This window comes from Bacillus crepusculi (assembly GCF_014764715.1).
In the GTDB taxonomy this organism is placed as follows: domain Bacteria; phylum Bacillota; class Bacilli; order Bacillales; family Bacillaceae; genus Bacillus.
On sequence record NZ_JACXXE010000021.1, the window covers coordinates 1 to 18053 of the forward strand.

The 18053-nt window shown below is 40.0% G+C and carries 17 protein-coding genes, 1 tRNA gene, 1 other RNA gene, 1 pseudogene and 1 other annotated feature; of the genes and pseudogenes, 14 read left to right on the forward strand and 6 right to left on the reverse strand.

Going from position 1 to position 18053, the window contains the following annotated elements; all coding sequences use genetic code 11:
- The coding region (locus tag IEE86_RS18680; RefSeq protein ID WP_191098497.1) for a YaaC family protein at positions 1 to 934 on the reverse strand (934 nt) is incomplete at its 3' end.
- Positions 935 to 1055: 121 nt separating this feature from the next.
- On the opposite strand from IEE86_RS18680, the gene guaB reads away from it, so the two are divergent.
- Together guaB and IEE86_RS18690 are read left to right on the forward strand one after the other, a co-directional pair.
- Complete coding sequence (gene guaB, locus IEE86_RS18685) at positions 1056 to 2522, forward strand: IMP dehydrogenase (RefSeq protein WP_191098498.1); 1467 nt, start codon at positions 1056 to 1058, stop codon at positions 2520 to 2522.
- 160 nt (positions 2523 to 2682) lie between these two features.
- Positions 2683 to 4008 (forward strand): D-alanyl-D-alanine carboxypeptidase family protein, encoded by a 1326-nt coding sequence (locus IEE86_RS18690; protein WP_191098499.1) that lies wholly within the window; start codon positions 2683 to 2685, stop codon positions 4006 to 4008.
- Positions 4009 to 4048: 40 nt separating this feature from the next.
- Here the strand turns inward: IEE86_RS18690 and pdxR are convergent, their stop codons facing one another.
- Positions 4049 to 5527, reverse strand: coding sequence for a MocR-like pyridoxine biosynthesis transcription factor PdxR (pdxR, locus tag IEE86_RS18695; RefSeq protein ID WP_191098500.1), 1479 nt, complete (start codon positions 5525 to 5527; stop codon positions 4049 to 4051).
- 246 nt (positions 5528 to 5773) lie between these two features.
- Here pdxR and pdxS point away from each other — a divergent pair, with 246 nt between their 5' ends.
- The 5 genes and pseudogenes from pdxS to IEE86_RS18720 all read left to right on the forward strand — a co-directional run bounded on the left by pdxS (position 5774) and on the right by IEE86_RS18720 (position 10018).
- Positions 5774 to 6658: a pyridoxal 5'-phosphate synthase lyase subunit PdxS gene (gene pdxS, locus IEE86_RS18700; RefSeq protein WP_034666107.1), complete on the forward strand. Its 885-nt coding sequence runs from the start codon at positions 5774 to 5776 to the stop codon at positions 6656 to 6658.
- Positions 6659 to 6678: 20 nt separating this feature from the next.
- On the forward strand, positions 6679 to 7269 hold the full coding sequence (gene pdxT, locus IEE86_RS18705; protein ID WP_191098501.1) for a pyridoxal 5'-phosphate synthase glutaminase subunit PdxT: 591 nt from the start codon (positions 6679 to 6681) through the stop codon (positions 7267 to 7269).
- Positions 7270 to 7322: 53 nt separating this feature from the next.
- Positions 7323 to 7539, forward strand: a binding site (T-box leader).
- Between the two features lie 49 nt (positions 7540 to 7588).
- Complete coding sequence (serS, locus tag IEE86_RS18710) at positions 7589 to 8863, forward strand: serine--tRNA ligase (protein ID WP_191098502.1); 1275 nt, start codon at positions 7589 to 7591, stop codon at positions 8861 to 8863.
- Between the two features lie 599 nt (positions 8864 to 9462).
- Positions 9463 to 9795: pseudogene (locus IEE86_RS19730) on the forward strand (methyl-accepting chemotaxis protein); the annotation flags it as partial.
- A gap of 130 nt (positions 9796 to 9925) precedes the next feature.
- Positions 9926 to 10018: transfer RNA gene (locus IEE86_RS18720), tRNA-Ser, on the forward strand.
- Between the two features lie 87 nt (positions 10019 to 10105).
- Here IEE86_RS18720 and IEE86_RS18725 read toward each other — a convergent pair.
- From IEE86_RS18725 to IEE86_RS18740, 4 genes are all read right to left on the reverse strand, one after another.
- Positions 10106 to 10765 carry a deoxynucleoside kinase gene (locus IEE86_RS18725; protein WP_191098504.1) on the reverse strand — a complete coding sequence of 220 codons (660 nt, stop codon included), beginning with the start codon at positions 10763 to 10765 and terminating at the stop codon, positions 10106 to 10108.
- Positions 10762 to 11385, reverse strand: a complete 624-nt coding sequence (locus IEE86_RS18730; protein WP_191098505.1) for a deoxynucleoside kinase — start codon at positions 11383 to 11385, stop codon at positions 10762 to 10764. Before IEE86_RS18730 ends, IEE86_RS18725 begins: the two co-directional genes overlap by 4 nt.
- 79 nt (positions 11386 to 11464) lie before the next feature.
- A complete protein-coding gene (locus IEE86_RS18735) occupies positions 11465 to 12712 on the reverse strand; it encodes a glycoside hydrolase family 18 protein (RefSeq protein ID WP_411955712.1) in 1248 nt (415 codons plus the stop codon).
- A 99-nt stretch (positions 12713 to 12811) separates the two neighbouring features.
- On the reverse strand, positions 12812 to 13366 hold the full coding sequence (locus tag IEE86_RS18740; protein ID WP_224741093.1) for a cysteine hydrolase family protein: 555 nt from the start codon (positions 13364 to 13366) through the stop codon (positions 12812 to 12814).
- A gap of 79 nt (positions 13367 to 13445) precedes the next feature.
- Between IEE86_RS18740 and tadA the strand changes: the two genes are divergently transcribed.
- From tadA to IEE86_RS18775, 7 genes are all read left to right on the forward strand, one after another.
- Positions 13446 to 13922, forward strand: a complete 477-nt coding sequence (gene tadA / locus IEE86_RS18745; protein WP_191098508.1) for a tRNA adenosine(34) deaminase TadA — start codon at positions 13446 to 13448, stop codon at positions 13920 to 13922.
- Between the two features lie 76 nt (positions 13923 to 13998).
- Positions 13999 to 14263: signal recognition particle sRNA large type (gene ffs, locus IEE86_RS18750), an RNA gene on the forward strand.
- 330 nt (positions 14264 to 14593) lie between these two features.
- The gene (gene dnaX, locus IEE86_RS18755) at positions 14594 to 16306 is read left to right on the forward strand and encodes a DNA polymerase III subunit gamma/tau (RefSeq protein ID WP_191098509.1); all 1713 of its coding nucleotides are present in this window, start codon (positions 14594 to 14596) and stop codon (positions 16304 to 16306) included.
- Positions 16307 to 16331: 25 nt separating this feature from the next.
- Positions 16332 to 16655, forward strand: a complete 324-nt coding sequence (locus IEE86_RS18760; protein WP_008342011.1) for a YbaB/EbfC family nucleoid-associated protein — start codon at positions 16332 to 16334, stop codon at positions 16653 to 16655.
- 15 nt (positions 16656 to 16670) lie between these two features.
- Positions 16671 to 17267 carry a recombination protein RecR gene (recR, locus tag IEE86_RS18765; protein WP_003218094.1) on the forward strand — a complete coding sequence of 199 codons (597 nt, stop codon included), beginning with the start codon at positions 16671 to 16673 and terminating at the stop codon, positions 17265 to 17267.
- Between the two features lie 18 nt (positions 17268 to 17285).
- Positions 17286 to 17510, forward strand: coding sequence for a YaaL family protein (locus tag IEE86_RS18770; RefSeq protein WP_003218088.1), 225 nt, complete (start codon positions 17286 to 17288; stop codon positions 17508 to 17510).
- Between the two features lie 66 nt (positions 17511 to 17576).
- Positions 17577 to 17840 carry a pro-sigmaK processing inhibitor BofA family protein gene (locus IEE86_RS18775; protein WP_191098510.1) on the forward strand — a complete coding sequence of 88 codons (264 nt, stop codon included), beginning with the start codon at positions 17577 to 17579 and terminating at the stop codon, positions 17838 to 17840.
- The last annotated feature ends 213 nt before the right edge of the window (positions 17841 to 18053 follow it).

Below are 18053 nucleotides of genomic sequence, written 5' to 3' on the forward strand. Positions count from 1 at the left end.
CTTCTAACAGCATCATGATATAAGCTGGAAACTTTTCCTCTGCAATCTCCATGTAGCGTTCAATCATGACGTAATCATCACTAATGTATTGAGACAACAGCTCATACCACCACTCTGTCTCATAGCGGGCAATCATACTGAGGTTATACATTAATAAGTAATGGCTGATGATCTCAGGGATCCCTAAAAATGCATCCCGTGTTGACGGAATAAACCATTGATTTATTTCTAAATCATAATGAAGATGAGTAGAGAAAGCAGGATTCTCTTCAAGAAATACATCAAATGTTAGTTTTTTGGCTTCTCTCTGTTTGAGCTTCCAACTTGTATGGAACTCAAAGTACTCAATAAATCGATCAGCCGACATGTTATAAAGTAATGGTATATGATCTTGAATCAACATTCCATTGGCATATTCGACTTTCACTAATGCCGAGGGCTGTTTTTGAAACTCAAGAACATGGCTCATTTCAGGTATTTTTGAAAGAAGATTGATCATGGTAAAGCGCTCATCTTCAAGACCGTTCAAATGAAATAGGTGCTTTAACACATGCATGCATAATCCATTTCGCTGGATTTTCACTTCATCTTCACTAAAACGGTAATGCTGTTTCTTTCTTTTCCTTGATGTTACGCCATGAGCTAAGACAGAAGTTTGAGAAGGATAATGAGGATCAACAGTAAGCAAACATGCTTTTAGCAACTGCGCCATCCCATAAAATAATAAAATTGGCTTAAGTTCTAGTGGAGCGATGGCAGCCTGTTCATAGAATGTGTGGCCATGTTTTAAAAAGTAAATAAAGCGCTCACAGTTTTTATAGGCCTGTCCGTTCGCATCCTGAATGTTCCGTTTCTCATATTGTTGAAATAGAAACTTCTGGGAGGTTTCGAGTGAGTAAAAACGTTTTAAATCCTTCCATCCTGAACTTTTCATCTTCTTCTCCAACTCTCTTAATATTTTCTAAAAATTGCAACTGTTTGTTGCTTCCTTGACATGCTGTTTCCTAGTTGATAATCTACATATAATATTTTGCCGAAAAGAGGGGGATTTACTAATGTGGGAAAGTAAATTTTCAAAAGAAGGTTTGACGTTTGACGATGTTTTGCTTGTTCCAGCAAAGTCTGAGGTACTTCCGCGTGATGTCGATTTATCAGTTGAGTTAACAAGCACATTAAAGCTAAACATTCCAATTATTAGTGCAGGAATGGATACTGTGACAGAATCACAAATGGCGATTGCAATGGCACGTCAAGGCGGTCTTGGTATCATTCATAAGAACATGTCCATTGAACAGCAGGCAGAACAAGTGGACAAGGTAAAACGATCTGAGCGTGGCGTTATTACAAATCCATTTTTCTTAACACCAGAGCATCAAGTATTCGATGCTGAGCATTTAATGGGTAAATACCGTATTTCTGGTGTGCCGATTGTAAACAACGAACAAGATCAAAAGCTTGTTGGTATTATTACGAACCGTGACCTTCGTTTTATTTCGGATTATTCAATGAAGATTAGCGACGTGATGACAAAAGAGGAACTTGTGACAGCTTCTGTTGGAACAACATTAGAAGAAGCTGAAAAAATCCTACAGCAATATAAAATTGAAAAATTACCTCTTTTAGATGACGAAGGAACGTTAAAAGGTCTCATCACAATCAAAGATATTGAAAAAGTGATTGAATTCCCTAACTCCTCTAAAGATGCACATGGCCGTTTAATTGTTGGTGCCGCTGTTGGTGTCACTGGCGATACAATGACTCGTGTGAAAAAATTAGTAGAAGCCAATGTTGATGTCATTGTCATTGATACAGCACACGGTCATTCTCAAGGTGTTCTAAACACTGTAACGAAAATCCGTGAAACGTATCCTGCTCTTAACATCATTGCTGGTAACGTTGCAACAGCTGAAGCAACGAAAGCATTGTTTGAAGCAGGAGCAGATATTGTGAAAGTTGGTATCGGACCAGGTTCCATTTGTACAACACGTGTTGTTGCAGGTGTCGGTGTACCACAAATCACAGCCATTTATGACTGTGCAACAGAAGCAAGAAAACATGGTAAATCTATTATTGCAGATGGTGGTATTAAATATTCAGGTGATATCGTGAAAGCACTAGCATCTGGTGGACATGCCGTCATGCTCGGAAGCCTTCTAGCTGGTACATCTGAAAGCCCAGGAGAAACAGAAATTTTCCAAGGTAGACGCTTCAAGGTTTATCGCGGTATGGGTTCTGTTGCGGCAATGGAAAAAGGAAGTAAAGACCGTTACTTCCAAGAAGATAATAAAAAATTCGTTCCAGAAGGTATCGAAGGCCGTACACCATACAAAGGACCAGTCGTTGATACAGTGTACCAACTAGTTGGCGGCATTCGTTCTGGTATGGGCTATTGTGGATCACAAGACTTACGTGCACTGAGAGAAGAAGCTCAGTTCATTCGCATGACGGGTGCAGGTCTTCGTGAGAGTCATCCACATGATGTACAAATTACTAAAGAATCACCAAACTACACAATTTCTTGATAAATTGTGACAATCAAATTACATTTGACAGGGTCTATGACTCTGTCTATTTTTTTTGTCTTTATTGTGATAAAATTTATACTGTTGTGTTGAAATAAGCCCTTGTGGATTAAATATATATGAAAAACGTCGAAAAAAGATGAATACGGAGGTATGACGATTGAACAGCAAGATGTTGAAACAGCTTATGGTCTCTATCCTTGCACTGGCATTGATTGTTACAGCTTTTACACCAATGTCCAAAGCAAAAGCGGCTGAAGATCCATTCAATGTGAATGCGAAAGCAGCCATCCTTATTGAAGCTTCTACAGGTAAAATTCTTTATAGTAAAAACGCAGAACAAAGACTGCCTATTGCAAGTATGGCAAAGATGATGACAGAGTATCTATTGCTAGAAGCAATTTCTGAAGGCAAAGTGAAATGGGATCAAACGTATACGCCAGATGATTATGTATACGAAATTTCTCAGGACCGCAGTTTATCCAACGTTCCTTTGAGAAAAGATGGCTCGTATACAGTCAAAGAACTTTATCAAGCAACGGCTATTTATTCAGCAAATGCGGCAGCGATTGGTCTAGCAGAGGTGATCGCTGGATCAGAATCGAAGTTCGTTGAAAAAATGAACGCAAAAGCGAAAGAACTAGGTTTAACACACTACAAATTCGTCAATGCAACTGGACTAGAAAATAAAGACTTACATGGCAAACAGCCAAAGGGTACGGGTCCTAATGAAGAAAGTGAAGTATCTGCGAAGGATATGGCATTGCTTGCACAGCATCTTATAAAAGACCATCCAGAAATTCTTGAAACAGCAAGTATCGCTAAAACGAAGTTCAGAGAAGGCACAGACGATGAAATGGACATGCCAAACTGGAACTTTATGCTTAAAGGACTTGTGAAAGAATATGAAGGAGTAGACGGTCTAAAAACGGGGTCTACTGATTCAGCAGGTTCTAGCTTCACAGGAACAGCAAAACGTGGTGATATGCGTGTGATCGCAGTCATCTTGAATGCAAAAGGAAATATTCATACAGCACGTTTCGACGTGGCGAAAAAACTATTTGACTATGCTTTTAAAAACTTTACGATGAAAGAAATGTACAAAAAAGGTCAACAGATCAAAGGACATGAAAACATCGAAGTCGATAAAGGTAAAGATAAAGAAGTACCCGTTGTAACAAAAGAAGCTTTCTCTGTACCAGTAAAAAATGGAGACGAGAAGAGCTATAAAGCAAAAGTAAATATCGAAAAAAAGAACCTAGAAGCTCCTATTAAAAAAGGAACGAAGGTTGGCATGCTAACGACTTCTTATTCTGGTGATGAGAAGGACTATGGCTATTTGAATAAAGACCAATCAGGTGTTGAGCTTGTGACGAAAACAGGCGATGAAAAAGCAAACTGGTTCATCCTTGCCATGCGTGGTGTAGGTGGATTTTTCGCTGGCATTTGGGGCGGAATCGTTGATACAGTAAAAGGTTGGTTCTAATAAAAAACTGCTCTCATGCATAGAGAGCAGTTTTTTATCGTTAAAAGAAAAGGGATTGTTTGTGATTTTGAGGTGTAGACAAAGCCTGCTGAAAAATACCACATAACTTTTCCATTCCTTCAGTCAGTGCCTTTTCATTCACATAAGAAAAGCTGAGACGGATATAATTCTGCTTCGGTTCCCCAGGATAGCAGACAGAGCCTGGCAGAAAGGTGATTTGCTGTTTACGCGCTTCATGTAAGAGTGCACGTGTATCGACCCAGGAAGGGAAGCTGAGCCATAAATTGAGGCCTCCTTGTGGTATTTGCCACGTGACGTCTTTTGGTGCATGCTTCGTTAAAACATCCATCATTAAATCGCGTCTGACTTTCAAGGCCGTTCTTAACTTCTTCGTATGATCAATCATCTTCTTCGATGTCAGAAACGGTAATATGGCTTTTTGTGTAAGAAGAGGACTCCCTAAATCATTATTGGCCTTTGCAGCTAATAAACGATTAAATATAGAGCCTGATGCTGTAATAATCCCAATTCTGCATCCAGGAGCCAGTGTTTTACTTAATCCTCGTAAATAAATGACATGTCCATCGTGATCTAGACTTTTGATTGGTGCTGGCGGCTTCTTTTCAAAATAAAGTTCACGATAGGGATCATCTTCTAGAATAAGACAATCAATGCTTTGTGCCAGCGAGAGAAGCTGTTTTCTGCGTTTCATCGACATACTGGCGCCTGTCGGACTGTGAAAAGTAGGAATCGTATAAATGAGCTTTGGTTTATATTTATCGCAAATGCTTTGAAGCTGCTTCATGTTCATTCCTTCATGATCGACAGGGACCGTAATAATTCTTGCCCCTCTGCCCATAAAGACGTCAATCGCACCCGGATAGGTTGGTGCTTCCATGACGATGACATCATCCGGCCCGATAAACGTACGTGCCACCAGATCAAGCCCTTGCTGAGAACCACTTGTCACAAGGATATTTTCAGGCGTAGAAGGCACATCTAACTTTTCTAAAAAGGACTGAATGACCTGACGAAGCTGAAGGTCACCTTGTATTTCTCCGTACTTCGACATAATTTGAGGATGCCTGGCTAGTACATGCTGCATTTCTTTTTCTAAATACCGATTAGGTAATAGTCCTGGATCGATCATAGAGGAAGAAAGGTTGATGGCTTCTTCTACATAGTGATACTGAGCGAATTGAGACCTTGGTAAATAATCTGGAATGGATAACTGCCAATCGAAAGAGGTAGATGATTGAACGGGGATGTCAGTTTGCTTATGCTGCTCATCGACAAACGTCCCTTTACCTTGCACAGTTGTTAAATACCCGTCGTCCTTAAGCCGTGTGTATGCTTTTGCTGCTGTTACAAGACTGACATTGAGCTGCTTCGCTAAATCACGTACAGTCGGCAGCTTCTCTCCCTGCTGAAGCAGCCCCGATTGAATGTGATCAACGATTGAAAAGTAAATCTGATTTGAAAGAGATGTATCTGAATGTCGATGGATATCAATATGCATGAGACTCCTCCAATGAATCTGAAATTGTTATATGCTGTTCGGATTGTTATAGTTGCATTATAGCATGTAAAAACACACATAAAAGAGGAAAAATCAATTTTCTAGTCGATAATCCTTTATATATAAGGGTTTATCCTTTTTCATCAGCTGATGGAATTGTTATACTATTCTCTTTATTGTTATAGTGTCCCACTTGTATGATATAGATGTTGAATCAATCGAATAGACAAATGGGAGGAAACTATTGTGAGCAATAAGGGAACTGAACGAGTAAAACGTGGAATGGCAGAAATGCAAAAGGGTGGCGTCATTATGGATGTCGTCAATGCTGAGCAGGCGAAGATCGCAGAAGAAGCAGGTGCGGTGGCGGTCATGGCACTAGAGCGAGTACCAGCTGATATCCGTGCAGCAGGCGGTGTTGCCCGTATGGCAGACCCGAGAATCGTGGAAGAAGTACAAAATGCGGTAACGATTCCAGTCATGGCAAAAGCACGTATCGGCCACATCGTCGAGGCTCGTGTTCTTGAAGCGCTTGGCGTTGATTATATCGATGAGAGTGAAGTGCTAACGCCCGCAGATGAGGAATTCCATTTAAATAAAAATGAATACACAGTACCTTTTGTGTGTGGATGTCGTGACCTAGGGGAAGCAACCCGCCGGATTGCAGAAGGCGCATCCATGCTACGTACGAAAGGAGAACCTGGTACAGGTAACATTGTAGAAGCTGTCCGTCATATGAGAAAGGTCAATGCTCAAATTCGTAAAGTAGCAGCAATGAGTGAGGATGAACTGATGACAGAAGCCAAGAATCTAGGAGCACCTTATGAATTATTGCTGCAAATTAAAAAAGACGGCAAGCTGCCAGTTGTTAATTTTGCAGCTGGAGGTGTTGCGACACCAGCAGATGCTGCGTTAATGATGCAGCTTGGTGCAGACGGTGTATTTGTTGGATCTGGTATTTTCAAATCAGACAATCCAGCTAAATTTGCAAAAGCGATTGTGGAAGCAACAACTCATTTCACAGATTACCGCCTGATTGCTGAACTTTCTAAAGAGCTAGGAACAGCCATGAAAGGAATTGAAATTTCAAATCTATTGCCAGAAGAGCGTATGCAAGAGCGTGGCTGGTAATTAAGGGAGCGCAAACGAACATGCTAACAATTGGTGTACTAGGGCTTCAAGGAGCAGTGAGAGAGCATATTCAATCGATTGAAGCCTGCGGCGCAGAAGGAAAGATGATCAAACGAGTAGAAGAGCTAGAAACCGTTGACGGTCTGATTATCCCTGGTGGAGAAAGTACGACGATGAGAAGACTCATGGATACGTACCAATTTATTGACCCGATCAAAGCGTTTGCTGCTCAAGGGAAACCAATTTTCGGGACATGTGCCGGTTTGATTATGCTGGCAAAGCATATAGAAGATCGAGAGGATGCTCATCTTGGCTTGTTCAATGTATCTGTTGCACGGAATTCATTTGGCAGACAGGTAGACAGCTTTGAAGCAGATCTAGAAGTAAAAGGACTCGATGCGCCGTTTACAGGGGTGTTCATCCGCGCGCCTCATATCATTAGCGCAAATGATAGCGTAGAGGTCTTAGCTGAATATGATGGCAGGATTGTGATGGCGAAAGAACACAATATCTTAGGTTGTTCTTTTCATCCAGAGCTGACAGACGACCACCGGATAACGAAGCTGTTTGTTGAGATGGTGAAGTCCTACAAAACGAAGCTCGCTGTATAAAACGGTTGAAAAGAGATAAAACTTATAGTACATTAAAATCACAATAAAAGATCGAAAAAGCGTTGACGGGAAATAGTAAGAAGCCCCTCTTTCTCAGAGAGCCGATGGTTGGTGAGAATCGGTGAAAGATGCATTCTGAATCCATCCTTGAGCGAAATGCTGAAACACGAGAAGTAAGCATTTACGGTGATGCCGTTACAGAGGAAAGAGGAAAGCATGCTTCTGCATGTTTTCAATCAGGGTGGCAACGCGAGAGCTCTCGTCCCTTTCATGGGATGAGGGCTCTTTTTATTTTTCGATAAAAAAAGGAGTGTAACACATGCTGGATATTAAACAATTGCGCACGGACTTTGAACAAATCAAAGAAAAGTTAACGCACCGAGGCGAAGATTTAGCTGATTTTGATAAGTTTGGTGAGCTGGATCAAAAAAGAAGAGAATTAATCGGTAAAACAGAAGAATTAAAGAGCCGAAGAAATGAAGTATCGCAGCAAGTGGCTGTTCTAAAAAGAGAAAAGAAAGACGCCGATCACATTATTCAAGAAATGCGTGAGGTCGGAGATGAGATTAAGAAGCTGGATGATGAGCTAAGAACAGTAGAAGAAAGCCTGCAAACCATCCTATTTTCAATCCCAAATATTCCTCATGATTCTGTACCCGTTGGTGAAACAGAAGATGACAACGTAGAAGTGAGAAAATGGGGAGAACAACCAGCATTTTCATTTGAGCCAAAACCACATTGGGACGTAGCGGATGAGCTAAACATTCTTGATTTTGAACGTGCAGGAAAAGTCACAGGAAGCCGTTTCGTTTTTTATAAAGGGCTTGGCGCACGTTTAGAGCGCGCACTGTATAACTTTATGCTCGATTTACATGTGGATGAGTTTGGCTTTACTGAAGTGCTCCCGCCTTATATGGTCAACAGAGCAAGCATGACAGGAACGGGTCAGCTTCCAAAGTTCGAAGAGGATGCCTTTAAAATTCAAGAAGAAGATTATTTTCTCATTCCAACGGCTGAAGTGCCAATCACCAACATGCACCGTGACGAAATTCTAGAAGGTGAGCAGCTGCCAATCAATTATGCAGCATTCAGTGCTTGCTTTAGATCAGAAGCAGGATCTGCCGGCAGAGATACACGCGGACTCATCCGTCAGCATCAATTTAACAAAGTAGAACTCGTGAAATTTGTCAGACCAGAAGATTCTTATGAAGAATTAGAGAAACTAACGAATCAAGCAGAAAAAGTTCTACAGCTATTGAACCTACCATATCGTGTCATGAGTATGTGTACGGGAGATTTAGGCTTCACTGCTGCGAAGAAATACGATATCGAAGTATGGATTCCGAGTCAAAATACGTATCGTGAAATTTCTTCTTGCAGTAACTTTGAGGCGTTCCAAGCAAGAAGAGCAAACATTCGTTTTCGCCCAGAACCTAAAGCGAAGCCAGAACACGTTCACACATTAAATGGATCTGGTTTAGCGGTAGGAAGAACCGTGGCGGCCATTTTAGAAAACTATCAACAAGAGGACGGCACAGTGATCATTCCTGAAGTGCTGCGTCCATATATGGGAAATAAAGAAGTGATGAAATAAGATGCCGTTATGGCATCTTATTCTTTTCACCTAAAGTTCTACAGCTTTTCTAAAATAAGCCGATAAAAGAACTAAAAGCATCTAGGAAAGAAGGAATAACCTTGAATAGGCTTGACTATTATGTTGAAATGGCTCAATTACTCAGAAAAGTTCTAGATGAAAGTATCCTTTTCGGCATCACTGATACAGAGAAAGTGCTTTGTTATTACCCGTCTAACACGATAGATTTTGGTATTAAAGTAGGGGACGCATTGAACCCAGAAGACCAAAACGTGGCGACGACATTAAGAGGACAGGAATATGACGGTCATTTACCAGAGTCTTTATACGGCTATGAAGTTGCTGTAAAAGGTTACCCAATTTTTGATGAAGATAGAAAAGTGATTGGCTCTTTTTTAGTGGCCTTTTCACATCATCGCGAAAAGAAATTAAGCGGTTATATGGAGCATATTAATAAAGTAGCGAAAGAACTCCAAGGTGGAATCGAGCAAATTGCTGCGCATTCACAAGAGTTGGCAGCTACAAGCCTAGAAATAAGCGAGCAGGCAGGAAGAGCGGAAGAGAAGTCTGCGAACATTGAAGAAGTCGTCAAAACCATAGGCGGGATTGCTAGACAAACAAATCTGCTTGGTCTAAACGCTGCAATTGAAGCGGCAAGAGCAGGTGAAAATGGAAAAGGCTTTGCTGTCGTTGCCGATGAGGTACGTAAATTGTCAGATGGTTCGAAGGATGCGGCTGAAACCATCAATACCTTCTTAAAAGAAATCCAAGACAGCATTGGCACTTTGTCTGAAAATATCTCGCAAATCAGCAGCTCAACAAACGAACAAGCCAAACAAGTGACAGACTTTACAAAGATTATCGAATCATTAAATGAATTTAAAGAAGAGATGAATCAGTTTATTGAGGAAATTAGACAGGATACGAAATAGATGCAGAGCAGCCGTCACTTTGGCTGCTTTTTATAGGTAGATCATCATAACAAAACACAAGTTTAAATTTTTTTGTAAAAAGATGTTGACTTCAAATGAAATGATATGATATATTAATTCTTGTCGATACGGAGGAATACCCAAGTCCGGCTGAAGGGATCGGTCTTGAAAACCGACAGGGGTGTCAAAGCCCGCGGGGGTTCGAATCCCTCTTCCTCCGCCATATTGATTTTACCTTAGTTGAATTAAACGCAAGCATAAAAATTGGAAATTGTCAAACCGCTGCATTCGTGAAATGCAGCGGTTTTTTTTATTTTGTTTTAGAGCGATTTTTTTGAATAACAGAAGCAATTTCATGAAGAATGGGATCGAGTGAGCTTTCATCATGAAGTAAATCATAATCTTCAATATTAATTTTAATCACTGGGCATAAATCAAATTGTTCGATCCATTCATTATATCGGGTGTACATTTCTTCCCAATAGGCTCGATCAGTTTGGGTTTCCATTTCCCTTCCGCGCTCTTCAATCCGATGCAAAATATGATCTAAATCCCCATTTAAATAAATAAGGACGTCAGGGTGAGGGAAGTAAGGTGTCATCACCATCGCTTCAAATAGACTCGTATACGTTTCATAATCTACCTCAGACATCGTACCTTTGTCGGCATGCATTTTAGCAAAAATACCCGTGTCCTCATAGATTGAACGATCTTGCACATATCCTCCACCAGATTCAAAAATTCGTTTTTGCTCCTTAAAACGCTCAGCCAGGAAATAGACCTGTAAATGGAAGCTCCATCTTTGAAAATCTGAATAGAAAGGCTCTAAGTATGGATTGTCATCTACTTTTTCAAGAGAGGTTTGAAACCCTAGCTTGTCCGCTATTGTTTTAGTCATAGTTGATTTTCCGACACCGACAGTCCCCGCGATTGTAATGACTGCGTCCTTTGGTATTTCGATATTGTTCATAGCACTTGCTCCTTTATGTTCTGTACAATTTGCTGGTAATCTTGCTGTGAGGAAACGAAATCTGTTTGATCTCCTTCAATTGTAATGATAGGAAGCCCTGGATCAGTTTGTTTTAAATGTTCAATGGCCAGCTCATAATCTTCAATTAAGGTTTTTAAATAAGCTGGATCGATGTCTTCTTCAAACGAGCGTCCTCTCATTTGTATTCTTTTAAGTAAGGTGGGAAGGCTGGCTTTTATATAGATCATGACATTAGGTTTAGGAAGATCATCTGTTAGCAGGTGATAGATCTTTCTGTATTTATCCATGTGCTTTTTAGATAATGTTCTTTCTGCAAATATCATATTTTTATAAACATGATAATCAGTAACAATCGGTTGTTGTTTTTTCACATAGTTTTCTTCAATAGATTCTAACTGTTTGAACCGATTGCATAAAAAGAACATCTCAAGCTGAAAGCTCCATTGTTCCATATCTTCATAAAATTTATCTAAGAATGGGTTTTCTTCTACAATCTCTTTTACTAAAGGAAATTGAAATTCCTTCGCAAGCATTGTAGCCAAAGTTGTTTTTCCGGCTCCAATTGGGCCTTCCACTGCAATAAAAGGGGCAGGATACATAGGCGTTCTCCTCTATCTATAAAGTTGTCAAACCAATGTATATTGTACCATACCCCTTCTAAGAGATAGAACGAGTGGATTACGATGTCGTTCTTTTTTCAATATTAAATTGATCTGATAATAAGAGCCAATTTTGTGGGAAAGATAGCCCTAGTTTCCAGTAAGCAATTCCGTTCAAGTTTAACTCTTTGATGAGATTAAATTTGGCTTGAATCGATCTTGCGTCTTCGAACCATACCTCATGCTCTTTGTTATTTGCATCTGTATAACGAAAATAGGGAGCTTGTGCTGTTTCATCATATAGAATGGATACATTATTCTCTCTTGCAATTGCGATCGCTTGTTGAGGGCTGACGGCTTTGGCGATGGGACCGCCCTGAACATAAGGAAGCGTCCAATCATATCCATACAAATTCTGTCCCATTACAATTTTGTTGGCCGGTATGACAGTCAGTGCATATTCAATGACTTGGCGGACGGGACCAATTGGAGAGACGGCTTGGGCAGGACCGCCGCTGTATCCCCATTCGTAGGTCATCAACACAACATGATCGACGATCCTACCGATGGCTTCATAGTCATGAGCTTCATACCATTTTCCTTTTTGTTCACTACTTGTTTTAGGGGCAAGTGCAACAGAAATTGTCCATCCTTCTCGGTGGAAACGGGTTGTTGCTTCTCTTAAAAATTGAATATAAGCATCTTTATCAGCAGGGCGTAAATATTCGAAATCAAAATGGATTTCTTTTATTTGATCCTTTTTAGCAACACGGACGATTTCATTTAAAAATGTGGTTTTGACAGATTGGTTTGTTAAGAGGATTCGTCCGAGTTCATCACTGAATTTATCATTTTCTAGATTTGTGACCACCATGGATAATATGGTTCTGCTTTGAGCGGCAATCTGAGGTAGTTGGTCTAACGGTGGTTCTCGCAATGTTCCGTCTCTTTGTGCTTGAAAACTAAAGGCGCCTAAATGCGTTAAGTATGGAGAAGCTTCTCTAGCTGCCTGTTTTAAATTTTCACTGACTTGATTTCCACGAGGTTCAATATAAGCATTGGAATTAATGTTTCTTTTCGGTCTTTGCGGAATATAGAGCAAGAAACGTATAGGAAGTATTGCTTCTGGCCGAATCCTATTCACACGTGCCAATTCTTCCACTGAAATTTGAAATCGTCTCCCAATTTGATAAAGTGTGTCATTTTGTTTAACCTCATAAAATTGACCTCTAATTGGAATGACAATTGTTTGTCCAATGACAAGTTGATTTGGTGTTTCGATCTCGTTTGTGCGGATGATTTCATTTACTGTTGTTTTAAAGCGCATGGCAATTTCGTTTAAAGTATCTCCTCTTTTGACAACATAAATTTGAATAGTCAACGCCCCCTTTGTTATTGCTAACAATTTATGAGGGTTATGGATAAATCATGTTTGATTTTCATTCGTGATCTCCTTAGTAGTTGTCATTTTTGCAAGAAGAACGTTCTCCATCATTGTTAAAGCGTATTCGTTATCTCTATCGTCGTTTGAAGCAATACAATCTGTAGGTATAATCAGATTGTACTCTCGCATGTATGCGTCATTTGCAGTGAAAAGAACGCAGATGTTTCCTGCAATACCAGTTAAAATAAGATCCTGAACACCAAGTTCATTTAAAAGTGTCTCTAGTGCTGTTCCGTAGAAAGCAGAATGCTTAGGTTTAATTAAGAAATAATCTTGGTTAGATGGTGTCATTTGTTCTAAAATAGGAGCACTTCTTTCATTTTTACATGTTTTGATAACAGCTTGGATATCAGCCTTCCAGAGACCGTAGTGGTCGTTAATATAGATGACTGGCCAATTTTCCTTGATTGCATTTTGTTTAAGGGATAAAATTTCATTGGTCATTTTCTCTGTTTTTTCAGCGAGGACATGTCCCATTTCAAAATCAAAATTATTGATCATGTCGATAATCAGCAGTGCCTTTTGGTGTTTTCGCAAAATAAGACCCCCTTCAAAAGATTGTGGTAATATGTTAACCTCAATATCCATTTAAAAAACATGAAAAGAGAGCCGTGCTATGACCAAAGATGAACAGTTTATGCAAGAAGCCATTTCTGAAGCCTTAAAAGCTAAACAAATAGGAGAAGTGCCGATCGGTGCCGTCATCGTTGTGGATGACCAAATTGTGAGCCGCGCTTTTAATTTAAGGGAAAGTGAGCAGCGTTCAATTGCACATGCAGAATTACTTGCCATTGATGAAGCGTGTAAAGCGACTGGAAGCTGGCGTTTAGAAGAAGCTGTTCTTTATGTTACGCTCGAACCATGCCCAATGTGTGCGGGTGCTATTGTGCTTTCCAGAGTGAAAAAGGTCGTATTTGGTGCATATGACCCTAAAGGTGGATGTGCTGGTACTTTAATGAATTTACTGGACGATGAGCGGTTCAATCATCAGTCAGAAGTCATTGGTGGTGTGCTTGAAAATGAGTGTGGTGAGCTGTTAAGTCAATTCTTTCGAGATCTGCGTCAGCGGAAGAAACAAACGAAAAGTAAATGAATGGGCGTCGTTTGCAATTTCAGCTGTAAGAAGGTATACTTATGTCTGCGTCACTAACAATTTAATATTCATTTTGCCGTGCTAAGCGGGGAGGTAGCGGTGCCCTGTACTCGCAATCCGCTCTAGCGAGGCCGAATCCCTTCTCAAGGTTCGTTTACTTCAAGGTCTGCCTTAAATAAGTGGTGTTGACGTCTGGGTCCTGCGCAATGGGAATTCATGAACCATGTCAGGTCCGGAAGGAAGCAGCATTAAGTGAAACCTCTCATGTGCCGCAGGGTTGCCTGGGCCGAGCTAACTGTTTAAGTAACGCTTGGGGTAGCGAATCGACAGAAGGTGCACGGTAAATCAATATTAAATGTAACTCATCTAGTTTAACTAGGTGAGTTTTTTGTTGCTGTTCAAAGAATAACTCAGTTGCTAGGTTGATACAAATAGTCAAAAAGCCTTTTTGTGGTGATTTGCTTTTAAACTAACTTACAACAAGAACTGGAGTTCTATTTGGGCTGACAGTTTATTTTGCAAAGCGAGAAAATTTGTTTTTGATTCACGAAAAGTAAAAAAGCTTCATATGAAAACACCTTTTTTGCTTATTAGAAAATAGAGATGTGCTTTTGAATTGATCGTTGCATCATGTATAATGAAAATGATGATAAATGGAGGAGGGCGTATTTGTGAGTTATCAAGCTTTATACCGAGTGTTCAGGCCTCAAGTTTTTGAGGATGTTGTTGGACAAGAACACATCACAAAAACGTTGCAAAATGCCCTTTTGCAGAAAAAGTTTTCTCATGCTTACTTATTTTCAGGTCCTAGAGGAACAGGTAAAACAAGTGCTGCTAAGATTTTTGCAAAAGCAGTGAACTGTGAAAAGTCACCTGTTAGTGAACCGTGTAATGAATGTGATGCCTGTAAAGGGATAACAAGCGGTTCGATTTCAGACGTAATTGAAATAGATGCTGCCTCGAATAACGGGGTAGATGAAATCCGAGATATACGTGATAAAGTGAAATTTGCTCCTTCAGCGGTTACATATAAGGTTTATATTATAGATGAAGTACATATGCTCTCTATTGGGGCATTTAATGCTCTTCTTAAAACGCTAGAGGAACCGCCTGCTCATTGTATCTTTATTTTGGCGACCACAGAGCCTCATAAGATTCCTCTTACCATCATATCCCGGTGTCAGCGATTTGATTTTAAACGGATCACGACAAAAGATATTGTTGGAAGAATGGAGAAAATTGTAGGTGCAGAAAGCCTGAATGTACAAGAGGGCTCGCTCGAGATTATTGCTAGTGCAGCAGATGGCGGTATGCGTGATGCACTAAGCCTGTTGGATCAAGCGATCTCATTTAGTGGTGAACAACTAACAATTGATGATGCTCTGCTCATTACAGGTGCTGTATCTCAGCATTTCATTAGTCAGCTTGCCGAAGCTATTTTTGAGCAAAATATTGCTGTAGCGTTAGATACATTAAATGAATTGCTCCAGCAGGGGAAAGATGCCGCAAAATTAATAGAGGACATGATCTTTTACTTTAGAGATATGCTGCTTTATAAAACGGCACCAGATCTTGAAGGAGTACTTGAAAAGGTAAAAGTCGATGAAAAGTTCGTGACGCTCTCAGATCGCGTAACACCTCAGTTTCTGTATGAGACGATTGAAGTGCTTAATAAAAGCCACCAAGAAATGAAATGGACGAATCATCCAAGGATTTTCTTTGAAGTAGCCGTTGTTAAACTGTGTCAGTCAACGGCCGGAATGACACAAACTCCTGCTAGCTCTGATTTAACAGTGTTAACGGATAAAATAGACAGGCTGGAACAGGAGCTATCAAGGCTAAGAGCTGAGGGTGTACCGATGTCTCAGTCTCATAGTCCTCAAGAAAAAAAGGAAGCACCTCGACCACAAACGAGTAACAAAAATGGCTATCGTGCACCTGTTGGGCGAATTCACGAGATTCTAAAAGAAGCGAAGCGTCCGGAGCTAGAAAAATTAAAAGGCAAATGGGGGGAGCTCCTTGCTCAGCTGAAACAGCAAAATAAGGTGTCTCACGCTGCGCTATTAACAGATAGTGAACCAGTTGCAGCTGCATCTCACGCCTTTGTTTTAAAATTCAAGTTTGAAATACATTGTAAAATGGTTGCTGAAGATAAAAGTGGTGTTCGAACCAATCTCGAGCAACTTCTAGAGTCTATGCTAGGAAAAAGAGTGGAATTAGTTGGCGTTCCTGATGCTCAATGGGGTAAAATAAGAGAAGAATTTTTAAAGGATCATCAGTCGGATGAACAGGCAGATGGTCAGGTAACTCCTGCTGAAGAGGATCCATTGATTGCGGAGGCAAAGAAATTAGTAGGTACCGATTTAATTGAAATTAAAGATTAACTAAAAGAAAGAGAGTGGTGTTCATATGCGCGGTGGAATGGGAAATATGCAAAAAATGATGAAACAAATGCAAAAAATGCAAAAGGATATGGCGAAGGCTCAAGAAGAGCTTGCTGAAAAAGTCCTTGAAGGTACGGCAGGTGGCGGTATGGTCACTGTAAAAGTAAATGGACAAAAAGAAGTCGTTGATGTAGCGATTAATGAAGAAGTTGTTGATCCTGAAGACATCGATATGCTTCAAGACCTTGTACTTGCAGCGACGAATGATGCATTGAAAAAGGTCGATGAGTTAACAAATGAAACAATGGGTCAATTCACAAAAGGAATGAACATGCCGGGTTTATTCTAGGGGGAATAACTGAAGATGCAATATCCTGAACCAATATCAAAGCTGATTGATAGCTTTATGAAATTGCCAGGAATCGGACCGAAAACTGCGGTCCGTCTGGCTTTTTTTGTTCTTAGTATGCAGGAAGATGTCGTACTAGACTTTGCGAAGGCGCTTGTAAATGCAAAGCGTAATTTAACTTATTGTTCGGTTTGCGGTCATATCACTGATCAGGATCCCTGCTATATTTGTGAAGATACAAGGAGAGATCAATCTGTTATCTGTGTAGTACAAGATCCTAAAGATGTAATCGCAATGGAAAAGATGAAAGAATATAACGGCTTATATCATGTGCTTCATGGTGCCATTTCGCCAATGGACGGAATTGGACCGGAAGATATTAAGATTCCTGACTTATTAAAAAGATTGCAAGACGATCAAGTGACAGAGGTGATTCTTGCAACCAATCCAAACATTGAAGGAGAAGCTACAGCCATGTACATCTCTAGATTGTTGAAACCATCAGGAATTAAACTCTCTCGCATTGCTCATGGACTCCCGGTAGGCGGAGATTTAGAGTATGCAGATGAAGTCACACTTTCTAAGGCTCTAGAAGGCAGACGTGAGATGTAGGAAGGGGAAGTACGGTACATGGGTTTTCTTCGCAGAAAATCAATTCGAAAAGAATTCGATGAGAAACTAATTCAACAGCTTTTTAAGCAAAAGGAAGAATGGAACAGACAAAAAAAGCTTGTCGCAAATAGCGTTGAGCCTTCACCGGACATTCTATTCGAATTAAAGCTTGCTCAAGCGAAGTACTTTTTCTATCTGAGAGAAGCGAAAAAGAGGAATTTGCGTTTAAACAACTGGAGGTAGCAGGTCTATTTTACATAGTCCTCTCATATGCTTGTACTATTCATATGAAGAGGAGATGAGAGGATTATGGAACCTGTTATTGTGATTGGTTCAATTTTGCTTGCTGTATTATTGTTGTTTATGTCGGGTGTTCAAGCGAATCCATTCAAATGGTTAGGGCTTATCGGAGTGAAGTTTGTGGCGGGTGCTCTTTTTTTATTTTGCTTGAATTTATTTGGTGAAAGTTTAGGGCTACATGTCGCAATTAACCCTGTAACAAGTGGAATTAGCGGCTTATTGGGTATTCCAGGCGTAGCGGCTTTAGTAGTAATAGAAAAATTTATTATTTAATGAAAAATATTGTTGACTTTGATTCTGTATGGTGGTAAATTAATATACGTCGCTGATGACGAAGAAACGAAAAAACATCATAACAAAAAAGTTGTTGACACTAACAATTTAGATGTGATAAGATGTTCTAGTCGCTTCTGAAGCGGTAAACAAGTTCTTTGAAAACTAAACAAGACAAAACGTACCTGTTAATTCGAGTTTTTATAAAAAATC

Coding starts and splice junctions, on each gene's coding strand:
- IEE86_RS18730 (WP_191098505.1), bottom strand. CDS start 11,385: ATGTATCCTGCCCCTTTTATTGCAGTGGAAGGCCCAATTGGAGCCGGA.
- IEE86_RS18775 (WP_191098510.1), top strand. CDS start 17,577: ATGGAACCTGTTATTGTGATTGGTTCAATTTTGCTTGCTGTATTATTG.
- pdxT (WP_191098501.1), top strand. CDS start 6,679: ATGCTAACAATTGGTGTACTAGGGCTTCAAGGAGCAGTGAGAGAGCAT.
- tadA (WP_191098508.1), top strand. CDS start 13,446: ATGACCAAAGATGAACAGTTTATGCAAGAAGCCATTTCTGAAGCCTTA.
- IEE86_RS18760 (WP_008342011.1), top strand. CDS start 16,332: ATGCGCGGTGGAATGGGAAATATGCAAAAAATGATGAAACAAATGCAA.
- serS (WP_191098502.1), top strand. CDS start 7,589: ATGCTGGATATTAAACAATTGCGCACGGACTTTGAACAAATCAAAGAA.
- pdxR (WP_191098500.1), bottom strand. CDS start 5,527: ATGCATATTGATATCCATCGACATTCAGATACATCTCTTTCAAATCAG.
- recR (WP_003218094.1), top strand. CDS start 16,671: ATGCAATATCCTGAACCAATATCAAAGCTGATTGATAGCTTTATGAAA.
- IEE86_RS18725 (WP_191098504.1), bottom strand. CDS start 10,765: ATGAACAATATCGAAATACCAAAGGACGCAGTCATTACAATCGCGGGG.
- IEE86_RS18770 (WP_003218088.1), top strand. CDS start 17,286: ATGGGTTTTCTTCGCAGAAAATCAATTCGAAAAGAATTCGATGAGAAA.
- guaB (WP_191098498.1), top strand. CDS start 1,056: ATGTGGGAAAGTAAATTTTCAAAAGAAGGTTTGACGTTTGACGATGTT.
- IEE86_RS18735 (WP_411955712.1), bottom strand. CDS start 12,712: ATGCGCTTTAAAACAACAGTAAATGAAATCATCCGCACAAACGAGATC.